At 60.3% G+C, this 11,075-nt stretch carries 11 protein-coding genes; 6 read left to right on the forward strand and 5 right to left on the reverse strand.

From position 1 onward, the window contains the following. Positions 1-432 precede the first annotated feature (432 nt). A complete protein-coding gene (locus JNK99_RS04480; RefSeq protein ID WP_291849218.1) occupies positions 433-1,656 on the reverse strand; it encodes a PLP-dependent transferase in 1,224 nt (407 codons plus the stop codon). A 19-nt stretch (positions 1,657-1,675) separates the two neighbouring features. Next, positions 1,676-1,885 carry a hypothetical protein gene (locus JNK99_RS04485; protein ID WP_291849220.1) on the reverse strand — a complete coding sequence of 70 codons (210 nt, stop codon included), beginning with the start codon at positions 1,883-1,885 and terminating at the stop codon, positions 1,676-1,678. On the opposite strand from JNK99_RS04485, the gene JNK99_RS04490 reads away from it, so the two are divergent. The 5 genes from JNK99_RS04490 to JNK99_RS04510 all read left to right on the forward strand — a co-directional run bounded on the left by JNK99_RS04490 (position 1,885) and on the right by JNK99_RS04510 (position 6,011). Further along, entirely contained in the window at positions 1,885-2,979 is a 1,095-nt protein-coding gene (locus JNK99_RS04490; RefSeq protein WP_291849222.1) for an isocitrate/isopropylmalate dehydrogenase family protein, read from the forward strand. The two genes, JNK99_RS04485 and JNK99_RS04490, sit on opposite strands and share 1 nt — an antisense overlap. A gap of 92 nt (positions 2,980-3,071) precedes the next feature. Next, on the forward strand, positions 3,072-3,782 hold the full coding sequence (locus tag JNK99_RS04495; RefSeq protein WP_291849224.1) for an alpha/beta hydrolase-fold protein: 711 nt from the start codon (positions 3,072-3,074) through the stop codon (positions 3,780-3,782). Between the two features lie 208 nt (positions 3,783-3,990). Further along, a complete protein-coding gene (locus JNK99_RS04500; RefSeq protein WP_291849226.1) occupies positions 3,991-4,755 on the forward strand; it encodes a ParA family protein in 765 nt (254 codons plus the stop codon). 157 nt (positions 4,756-4,912) lie between these two features. Then, the gene (locus JNK99_RS04505) at positions 4,913-5,353 is read left to right on the forward strand and encodes a group 1 truncated hemoglobin (RefSeq protein WP_291849229.1); all 441 of its coding nucleotides are present in this window, start codon (positions 4,913-4,915) and stop codon (positions 5,351-5,353) included. A gap of 13 nt (positions 5,354-5,366) precedes the next feature. Then, a complete protein-coding gene (locus JNK99_RS04510; RefSeq protein ID WP_291849231.1) occupies positions 5,367-6,011 on the forward strand; it encodes an NAD(P)H-binding protein in 645 nt (214 codons plus the stop codon). A 90-nt stretch (positions 6,012-6,101) separates the two neighbouring features. Here JNK99_RS04510 and JNK99_RS04515 read toward each other — a convergent pair whose 3' ends face one another. After that, positions 6,102-7,328, reverse strand: a complete 1,227-nt coding sequence (locus JNK99_RS04515; protein WP_291849234.1) for an alpha/beta fold hydrolase — start codon at positions 7,326-7,328, stop codon at positions 6,102-6,104. 186 nt (positions 7,329-7,514) lie between these two features. Continuing rightward, the gene (locus JNK99_RS04520) at positions 7,515-8,078 is read right to left on the reverse strand and encodes a sugar transferase (protein ID WP_291849236.1); all 564 of its coding nucleotides are present in this window, start codon (positions 8,076-8,078) and stop codon (positions 7,515-7,517) included. Positions 8,079-8,336: 258 nt separating this feature from the next. On the opposite strand from JNK99_RS04520, the gene JNK99_RS04525 reads away from it, so the two are divergent. After that, on the forward strand, positions 8,337-9,422 hold the full coding sequence (locus JNK99_RS04525; RefSeq protein ID WP_291849239.1) for a PEP-CTERM sorting domain-containing protein: 1,086 nt from the start codon (positions 8,337-8,339) through the stop codon (positions 9,420-9,422). Positions 9,423-9,524: 102 nt separating this feature from the next. Here JNK99_RS04525 and rpoD read toward each other — a convergent pair. Continuing rightward, positions 9,525-11,075 (reverse strand): RNA polymerase sigma factor RpoD (gene rpoD / locus JNK99_RS04530; RefSeq protein ID WP_291849242.1); only part of this gene is annotated, 1,551 nt, incomplete at its 5' end.

Genomic DNA, 11,075 nt, shown 5'->3' on the forward strand with positions numbered 1-11,075 from the left:
GCGAGTTCGTGGCCTGGACTATACCTTCCCGTTACAGGCTGGCCGTCTAGTCTCTACACCTTCCCCATGTTGCTCGGGGCTTGGCTCGGTATTGGCTTGTCCCGCGGGATTTAGCGTCCACCGAATTTGACCAGTTCTACCTGTCACCAGAGCAAGGCTGGCAACTGGCAACCCATGAGGACAATCGGACATCAATCGATATGCCGGCTGTCTTCGCTGAGTCCTCTGCTCTAACCAACTGAGCTACAGGCCCGAGGGCGCTATTCTACAGTCTTCCGACCTGATCTTGATAGCGGTGTCCGACTGAGCAGGACTCGTCTCCAGACGGCAGTGAATGCTGTTCCGCCTGTCGGCACCGTCGCGAAGACAGTCTGCCTCTACCGACGAGCAGCTTGCCTTGGCCCGAAGCAGCGCTGCTGCCACTCCCTCCTTTCAGTTCCCTGCGCGGCCGGCGTTCGGTCTGACTTCAGCCTCGACAAGACAACGCTCGATTCGCTCCATGGTCTGCACGACATCCTCGTCCAGACCGATCGAGAAACGGATCAACCCTTCGCGCAGACCTGCGGCCTCGCGCTCCTCGGGCGGAATCTCGGAGGAAGTGCTGTGGCCAGGAGTGGTGAAAAGGGTCTTGAAATAGCCCAGGCTGACTGCCAGGTAGCCCACCTTCTCGCGCTGCATCAGGGTCATCAGGCGATTGGCTGCGTTGTGATTGCCGGTATCGAGGGTCATCATTCCGCCCCAGCCGTAACCCGGGTTGATCAGCCGTGCGAGAAGGCCATGCTGCGGGTGGCTGGGCAGACCCGGATAGTGCACCGTGTAACCCAGTGCCTGAAGGCCGCTGGCTAGGTACAGCGCGTTCGCGCCATGCTGGCGCAGGCGAATGTGCAGGCTGTGCAGGTTCTTGAGGATGCTCGCTGCCCGCGTGCTGTCGAGAACCGGACCGAGCAGCATGCTTGGTCCGGCATTGATGTCGTTGAGTTGGGCGATGAATTCGCGCGACGAAACAACACAACCAGCGACACAGTCGCTGGTGCCATTGACGAACTTGGTCAGGCTATGTACGACCACATCCGCGCCATGGCGGAGGGGCGACAGGATCATCGGCGTGAAGGTGTTATCCACCACCAGACGAGTGCCGCCGTCGTGCGCGATGGCGGCCAGGGCGGGCAGGTCGCTTACTTCGAGCAGCGGGTTGCTGAGCGACTCGCAGTAGAGGACGCGGGTTCGAGGTGTGATCGCGGCACGTACGGCGTCATGATTACACAGGTCAACGAAGCGGGTGGTCACCCCGAAACGTGGCAACAGGTTCTTCAGCAGTGCATAAGTGCCACCGTAGATGCTGCGTCCGCAGACGATCTCGTCGCCGGCACCACAGAGCGTCATCAGCGTCGTACTGATGGCGCCCATTCCAGAGGCCATGACCTGCGCCGCCTCGCCGTCTTCCATTCTTTCCAGAGCGCTGGCCAGATACTTGTTGGTCGGGTTGAAGTGACGCGAGTAGAGGAAGCAGCCCTCGATCTCGTGCTCGAAGAGTTCTTCCATGCGCTCCGGACTCAAAAACGTGTAGGTGGAAGAGTCGGTAATAGATGGATTGACATCGCCAAACTCGCCGAACACGAGATAGTCCTGCACCCTGGATGCTGGATTGAATGCCATTTTTTCGCCCTCCGGTTAATCAGCGGAACAGCAACCGTAGCATGCACAGGGGGGAACGGCAAAGAAATGGACGATCGGCGCGGCGCACACCGACACCGGTTCGGAACTCATCTGCAGATGCCCCGGCGGGCAACGAAAAATCAGGCTGCGGACAAAGCACTTGACCGTCGGGCAAGTTTTCTTTAACAGTGAACGGGTAGCTGTTTTGCAGCCAGAGGAAGAACAACAATGAAACGAGATCCACGCTTCCGCATCGCCGTTCTTGCCGGGGATGGCGTCGGTCCTGAAATCGTCGAATCCTGTCTGCAGGTTCTCGACGTGCTGCACGACCGCCTGGGCGGCATCGCCTTCGACTTTCGGCACCTGGATGGCGGCGCTGCGCACTATCAGCAAACCGGTACCGCGTTCTCGGAGGAAAGCATGGCCGAATGCAGGCAGGCTGATGCCGTGCTTTTTGGCGCGATCGGCCTGCCCGATGTCCGTTACCCCGATGGTACCGAGATATGCACCCAGTTCGATCTGCGCGTCGAATTGGATCTCTACGCTGGTTTGCGTCCGATCCGCAGCTATCCGGGCCTGCCGCGCGTCTTGATCGACAAGCGAGCGGCTCGCATCGATCTGGTGCTGGTGCGCGAGCAAACCGAGGGCCTCCTCTACTCGCGCGGGCGCGGCACCGTGGAGGAAGACCGGGTTGCCTGGGAAACGATGATGATCTCGCGCGACGGCAGCCGCCGGGTGTCGGAGTTTGCTTTCCGCGTGGCCGAGCGACGCGCCAAGAGCCGACGGCGCCCTGGCAAGGTCACCTGCGTCGACAAGGCAAATGTTCTGTCTTCGATGGCCTTTTTCCGCAAGGTTTTCGGTGAAGTGGCCTCCTTCCACCCGACGGTCCAGGCGGACTATGCCTATGTTGACGCCACTGCCATGAACCTCGTCAGGTCGCCATGGGACTTCGACGTGATGGTCACCGAGAACGCTTTCGGCGGCATTCTTTCCGATCTGGCAGCCGGACTCGTCGGTAGCCTGGGACTGGTCCCATCGGCCGACATCGGCGACAAGCATGCGGTGTTCCAACCCGCGCACGGCAGCGCACCCGACATCGCAGGCCGGGGTATCGCCAATCCGGTGGCGCAGATCCTCTCGGCGGCACTGATGCTGGACTGGCTCGCGGATCGCCACGCCGAGCCGCGCCTGGCACACGGCGCGCGCATTCTGGAGCATGCGGTCGAACGGGCGTTGACGACCGTTTGCCCGGTCGAGTTCGGCGGTCAGGACGGTACGGCAGCCATTACCCGGGCAATCATGGCGCAGATCCGAAAGGTCTGATGCGACCCACCGGGCATCCGGTCAGACCGTCGAGGATGTCTGCTGCGAGCTGGTAAAATGGCGACCGTCGACAACGAACAGGATCACTTTTCATGAGTGCCAACCAGACAGCCGCCGACAACGGATCCATCCTGCTGCCCACTGTCGAACGGCAAACCGGCGAGTCGCCTCAATGCGCGATCATCTGGCTCCATGGACTCGGTGCAGACGGGTACGATTTCGAGCCGATAGTAGACGAATTCGATTTCGACCAGTTGCCGGCGCTGCGTTTCGTTTTCCCGCATGCGCCGATGCGCGCGGTAACCATCAATGGCGGCTACGTAATGCGCGCCTGGTACGACATCGTCTCGGCTGATTTTGCTCCCGGGCGTGAGGAGACCGAGGGGGTACGTGAATCGGCCCGACAGATCGAAACACTGCTGGCTCGAGAGAATGCACGGGGCATCCCCGATTCGCGCATTGTACTGGCTGGCTTCTCGCAGGGCGGTGTGATCGCCCTGCACACCGGTTTGCGCCATCCGCGGCGGCTCGCCGGGATTCTGGCACTATCGTGTTACCTGCCACTGGCTGACACCCTGGCCACCGAGGCAGCCACGGCCAATCGTGACGTGCCAATCTTCATGGCACATGGGCGCGCGGACCCGGTGATTCCCTACGATTATGGAAAGCGCTCGGCCAAGCTGCTGAAGGCACAGGACCGCCCCGTGCAATGGCATGGCTACGCCACCGAGCACTCGGTCTGCCAGGAGGAATTGCAGGACATTGAAGGCTGGCTGAGTCAGGTACTCTCGGATGCCTGCTGAGATCCGCCCGGTCGGGTAGCGACCAGGCAATCCGGCTGGTCCGTACAGTCCATGCCGACTGGTCGGTTGGCCAGTTGAACAGGCGGGCTGGAAGTATATAGAGAGCCGCGCCTGGCCGACGCTCCGGGATGAAGCGCCGGCAACTCGACGCGGTGACCGGAGTTGGCTACACTTGCATGAAATCCTTACCAGATTTGGGGAAAATGTCATGCGGCGTGTCGTCTTCAATCAGAAGGGGGGAGTGGGCAAGTCCACCATCGCCTGCAATCTGGCGGCCATTGCGGCCGAACGGGGCCGGCGGACCCTGTTGATCGACCTCGATCCACAGGCCAATGCGTCGCGCTACGTGCTCGGCAAGGCTCTGGACGAACAGACGAAGACCCTCGCCAATTTCTTCGACGATATCCTTGGCTACAAATTGTTTCCCGAAAAGCTCGATGTCTACATCGTCCCGACACCATTCGCCAATCTCTCCCTGCTGCCATCCGATCCTCGCCTGGAGGAGGTACAGTTCAAACTCGAATCGCGTTACAAGATGTATAAACTGCGCGAGGCACTGGAAAAGCTTCAAGGCTATGACGAAGTCTTCATCGACACTCCTCCCGCGCTCAACTTCTTTACCCGCTCAGCATTGATCGCCGCCGACACCTGTCTCATCCCGTTCGATTGCGACGATTTCTCGCGGCGCGCACTGTATTCCTTGATTGACAGCGTGCGCGAGATCCGGAGTGACCATAACCACGGATTATGCATCGAGGGCATCGTGGTCAACCAGTATCAGGCGCGGGCCAACCTGCCGCTGCGTCTGGTCGATGAACTGCGCGCCGAGGGGCTGCCCATCCTCGACGCCTTCCTGTCGGCGTCGATCAAGATTCGTGAATCGCACCATCAGGCAAAGCCGATGATTTACCTCGACCCGCGGCACAAGTTGAGCAATGAGTTCGCGGCGCTCTTCGACAGTCTGTCGCACTGAGCACTGAGGGTAGGTACTGCCGATACGACCATCGGCAGATTACGCGGCCCAACCGCCCGGTGCCCGGGCGCCTGCATCCAGGAAGCGACTCTCGTCGTATCAGGAGTGTATGCAGCATCGTGCCGTGATACCTTCGGGAGACTTACGGGAGAGAACGATGATGACCGTCTCAAAAATATTCTCTGCCATGGCCGTGTCGTTGGTGTTCACCGCCTGCGCGCACAGCCCGGCGCCCGAGTCTACGTCGCTTTATGATCGTCTTGGCGGACAGCCGGCAATCACGGCGGTGGTGGACGACTTCGTGGACCATGTCACCGCCGACAAGCGGATCAATGGACAATTCGCAAACACCAACATCCCCCGCCTGAAGAGGTTGCTCGTCGAGCAGATCTGCGCAGGTAGCGGTGGACCATGCCGCTACACAGGCCGCGACATGAAATCGGCACACGCTCACCTCAAGATCAGCGACGCAAACCTTACCGCCCTGCTCCAGGATCTGTCGCGCACGCTCGACAAGTTTAAGGTTCCCGACAAGGAGCGGAGCGAGCTGATGGCCATCCTGGCCCCGATGAAGGGCGAGATCGTCACCGTCAGGTAGCGATCGATCAGCCATGCAGATCTTCGTGACTGGCGGCACCGGTTACATTGGCAGCCGCCTGATTCCGGCCTTGATGACACGTGGACACCGGGTTGTGGCACTGGTACGGCCCGCATCGGAGCAGCGAGTCGTGGCTGGCTGCCGCGTCGTGGTCGGCGATGCCCTGGTGGCAGACAGCTACACGCACCAGGTCGAGGGCGCGGACGCACTGGTGCACCTGGTCGGCGTGGCTCATCCCAGTCCGGCCAAGGCGGTGGCCTTTCGCACGATCGATCTGGCTTCGGCGCGCGCAGCACTCGCGGCAGCCCAGAAGGCAGACGTACAACACCTGCTTTATCTGAGTGTTGCACAACCGGCCCCGGTAATGGGTGCCTATGTGGCCGCGCGCGCCGAGGCTGAAGATCTGATTCGCCGCAGCGGTATCGCAGCAAGCCTCTTTCGCCCCTGGTACGTCGTTGGACCTGGCCACTACTGGCCGCTGGCATTGCTTCCGGCCTACTATCTGGCCGAGCGACTAGCCTACACCCGGCCGGCCGCTCGGCGCTTTGGGTTGATCGGCATCGAACAGATGGTAAGAGCGATCGTGCGCGCCGTCGAGGATCCGCCGACTGGTGTCCGGGTCTGGGAAGTGCCTGAATTGCGCGCCATGGGCGGCTAGGCGTCGATCCTGCAAGCCCACGGGAACAACGCGCAACGCCTCTGCAGGGCTCCGCCGGTGACGCTGCAGACATGCTGACGAGACCGTGGCTCAGTGTTCGGCAGGCCTTTCGTCACGGTCCTGGGCAGCCACCCAATCCCTGATCTGTCGATAAACCCGCGCGTCGTTGACAATGGCCATGTGACCAAGCCTTCCCACTCTTGCAGTCTCCACATCGCCTTCTATTTCATGCGCGATCGCACTGCTGAGCGGAACCAGACCATCACCGAGAAATTCGCCGACCGGGTGGTCAACATTTTCAGCCAGACTGGCGCCGAGAAAGCGAAAGGCGATGGTGTGCGAACCGGAGCCCGCACACCGTGCCCCTGGACCGAAGCGCAGATCCTTGACACCCTGACTACGCGCTGCAGCGATCTTTCCCAAGGGCAGGGTCACCCTGGAGAGATTCAGGACCGAATTCGTCAGATGCCCGAGTCGCTCGACAGGCGAGCCGCGCAGGGGTGATCCCAGGCAGATGATCATCGAGGGTACCCGAACCCATTCCATCTGTTCTGCCGTCGCCTTGTCGCACGCTCCCAGGGCAATCAGGCCGCCCATGCTGTGACCGACCACCACCAATCTGTTAAGCGGTTGCGGCCAGGCCGCGAGGAGTTTCTCGACGAGAATTGCGAGTTGCGCGCAGTTCTCTTCGATCGGAAGACCAGTGTTGTAGCTCAGGTAGAGGGGGGTGTACCCGAGATCACTGCTTAGACCAAGGCCGAAATGGCTCCCGCTAGCAGTAGCGTCCGCAGCAGGCTGCCAGCAGTATGGATCGCAACCCAGTCCGTGAACAAAAATGCACAGGCGGTCACTGGCGTCGGGGAAGGCTGCACTCAAGGCGCCGTCGTCCAGCGTCAGCACGGCGCCATCAGCATGCAACGCCATGTCAATCGCCAGCCGGCTGTTACCGGCGGCAAGATGGTCACCGAAAGCTCCGTTGAGTGCACTGCGCAGCCCGCTGGCGAAGCGCCCGGGAGGTTTGTACGGGGAGGCGGCGCTGTAACGGTGCTCGATCAAATCGGTGGCCGCGAACAGACCGCCACTGCTGTGTTTGATCACCGAGTAGACTGCCGCCGAGATGGCGTCGTGGGCTGCCTGCACCAGTCGCGCCGGCCCCGCCAGCAACGGAACTCGTCGCAGGATACTGAAAGGCATGCTGGCGATCGCACTGTGCATCTCCCTGACACGCAGAGTGGTCTGCTGCACCGCGGTCTGCGCCAGGCGACTGTAGCCAGCCCTTCGCGACTTGGCGCGAGGTTCCTGATGGTTGTCAGACATCGCTTCGCTTCCGCTCGAGTCTACGACTGGTGAATCGATGGTTGTCCTGCACGAGCAGGTCGATCACTCTTGCCTGCCTGCGGGCCGGACTCAAAGCGCGACACGCAAGCAGTCCCGTCATCAGTGGTGAAGCAAGGGGCATGGCATGGTGGACGCTGGACGGCTGGCTCTGGCAACAGGGTTAGCTCAGTGGCTTACACCTTCACGACGAAGCACCTTGAGCACGGTCAGCCATAGTATCCGGATGTCCAGCCAGACGGACTGGTTTACACGGTACTCGGCATCAAATTCAACCTTGTCGGCGACTGGCAGCTCGTCGCGTCCATTCACCTGTGCCCAACCGGTCAGACCGGGCAGGAGTTCTTGCACCCCACGTTCGGTGCGCAGGCGAATCAGATCCTCCTGGTTGTACAGGGCAGGACGAGGTCCCACCAAGCTCATGTCGCCCACCAGGATGCTCCATAGCTGGGGCAGTTCATCAAGACTCGACCGGCGCAAGAACGAGCCGATCGGCGTCAGATACGTGTGCGGATCGGACAGCAAGTGCGTCGCTACAGCGGGGGTACCCACGCGCATGCTGCGAAACTTGGGCATCTTGAAAACGTGGTTGTGTCTGCCAACACGATCGGACCAATAGAGCACCGGGCCCGGAGAGGTCAGCTTGATCAGCAGAGCGATCAAACCTGCGGGAAGCAGCAGCAGGACCACTGTCAGGCCGGTCAACGACAGGTCAATGATGCGCTTTACCAACAAGCGTCGTCCCGGAAAGAACAAGATTGGGTGAACTGTAGGTGTACCAGGAGCGCCTCGCTGGCGTATTCGTCATAAGACTGGAGTTGCTCGCCGGTAAAACGACACAGGATCCGCAATCTTCCAAGCACTGCGAAACCCACCAGTGTGCCGAAAGATTGCGGACCCCGTGACGTAGTTCATAACGTCTTACCAGCCCGCCGAGAGACACTTCGCTCCGAAGTCGAGTCAGGTATTTGGATTCGCCTTCACCGCTACATGGAGCCTTTTGCCGCCCGGCCCGGCTTCATGAACGGATACAGATCGGGTGTTCAGGATGCAAACAATGATTCACGGTCATTGGCACCGATTGTTCGGTGCACCCCAGTCGACCCGACTTGGCAACCAACCATGCAACTTACTTGGCAAAAGGATGATAACATGAAATTCCGGTTTCGCAAGACCAAAGCTTCGGCAAGCTTGCCTGCGTCCGCCAGCCCTGGAAAGCGCTTCGCTCCGGCCTTGTTGGGCGGACTCGTTGCTCTGGCAATCAGCGCTTCGAGCGCAACTGCGGGCAGCCTGTACAACAACTGGAACTACGCCATTGACTCGTTCTCCGACGGTTCCGGAGGCGCCGGTTTCGAGGAGCGTGCGCTCGCCTTCCGCCAGATCGGCCAGACAGGCTACTTCGCCATCAGCGGCGACATGCCATTGACGGGTGTGCCTTATGGTGCGCTGAATGGCAGCGTCGCGCCTGGCGACCTCTATCTCAATTTCTCGTCGCACAACCTCAACACGCAGGCCGGGTTCTCTGATCCCAAGGTGTTCGGAATTCGCTTCGCCAGCGCCAACGACTCGTTCGGCAATACCGCCGGCACACCGAACACCACTCTAGGGTTGTTCAAGAACCTGACCGTGGTAGACCTGGCTTCGCCCCAGAACAGTGGTTATAACACGCTGCAGGACTACTACAATTCGGGTTTTGGTCGGGCCGTCGGCAGCATGGGCGACTTGAACACGACTACTGACGTGATCAATTACCTCGGCAATGGCGACATGTATCCAAACATCTCCGGCACCACCGGCATCAACAGCAAAATGTCGGACATCACGCTGCTGGACCAGACTGCACTGAGCGCACTGGGCCTCGACTTTGCCCACTTTGGCGCCGGCGCCGTGGGCTCCGCTCCGGTGATTGGCTTCTCTTTCGATCTGTCCGGACTGCCTGCCGGGCAATTCACGGCGCATTTCTTCGAAGAATGCATCAACGACGGGATTGCGCTCAAGGCTGAAGTGCCCGAGCCGGGAACCATTTCACTGCTCGGCTTGGCCCTCGCCGGCGTCCCGCTGCGCCGCCGCCGCTAGAATTGCCGAGGTGGCGGCGGGTGACTGGCCTCGCTCGCAAACATGCTTTGTCCTGTCGAGAGGACTTCAGCAACCGAAAGAGCCGAGCCGGGCCACTCCCGGCTAGCTGTTGCCATTGTCCAGGAAGCTGCGCAACTTGTCGGAGCGTGACGGGTGGCGGAGCTTGCGAAGCGCCTTGGCCTCGATCTGACGAATCCGCTCGCGCGTCACATCGAACTGCTTGCCGACTTCCTCGAGCGTGTGGTCGGTGTTCATTTCGATGCCGAAGCGCATCCGCAGAACCTTCGCTTCACGTGGCGTCAGGGTGTCCAAGACGTCTTTGGTGATGAAGCGCAGGCTTGAGTAAAGAGCCGCCTCGGTCGGCGCAAGGGTGGCCTGATCTTCGATGAAGTCTCCGAGGTGCGAGTCGTCGTCATCGCCAATCGGTGTTTCCATCGAGATCGGCTCCTTGCTGATCTTGAGGATCTTGCGGATTTTCTCCTCGGGCATCTCCATTTTCTTGGCCAGAGTCGCCGGATCGGCTTCGAGACCGGTTTCCTGCAGGATCTGCCGGGAGATACGATTCATCTTGTTGATCGTTTCGATCATGTGCACCGGAATGCGGATCGTTCGTGCCTGGTCGGCAATCGAGCGCGTGATCGCCTGCCGGATCCACCAGGTAGCATAGGTCGAAAACTTGTAACCACGCCGGTACTCGAATTTGTCAACGGCTTTCATCAGACCGATGTTGCCTTCCTGGATCAGATCAAGAAACTGCAGGCCCCGGTTGGTGTATTTCTTGGCAATCGAAATCACCAGCCGCAGGTTGGCTTCGGTCATTTCCCGCTTGGCACGCCGTGCCTTGGCCTCGCCGGTGGACATCTGCTTGTTGATATCTTTCAGCTCGCGCAAGGGAATCCCGATTCGGTCCTGCAGAGCGAGCAGCTTTCTCTGCTCTTCCTTGATATTCGGTGCATTGCGCGTGAGGATCGCCGCGTAGGTTTTGCCGGCCGCAGCGATTTCCGCATCCGCCCAGTCGATATTCAGTTCGTTGCCTGGAAACACCTTGATGAAATGCGCTCGCGGCATGCGCACCGTGTCGACGCAAATCCGCTGGATCTTGCGCTCACAGGCGCGCGCTTCCTCAACCATTGCGCGTACCGAGTCGCACAGCCGCTCGATCGTTTTCGAGGTAAAGCGGATACCCATCATCTCTTCGGAGATCTGTTGCTGCAGCTTGAGATAGACCTTGTCCTGCGAACCGCGTCTGGGCAGGATGGCAAGGGCCTTGCCGTAATGTTCCCTGATCAGCTCAAGGCGATCGAGTCCGTTGGTTTTCAGTTTGAGCAGCGAGGCCGCTGCCGCCGCACCTTCGATCGTCTCCGCGCTCTCCTCGTCCTCTTCGTCTTCATCCTCCACCACGACTTCCGCCAGTTCTTCCAGCGAACCGTCCACGTCGGGGTCGATCAGCCCGTCGATCAACTCATCTATCCGCATCTCGTCACGGGCGATCTTGTCGGCGCAGTTGAGGATCTCGGCAATGGTGGTCGGGCAGGCGGAGATCGCCTGAATCATGTGTTTCAGGCCATCCTCGATACGCTTGGCTATCTCGATCTCGCCTTCGCGGGTGAGCAGTTCGACCGATCCCATTTCGCGCATGTACATGCGCACCGG

Origin of the sequence: Accumulibacter sp., from assembly GCF_016789985.1 — a bacterium.
Classification (GTDB): domain Bacteria; phylum Pseudomonadota; class Gammaproteobacteria; order Burkholderiales; family Rhodocyclaceae; genus Accumulibacter.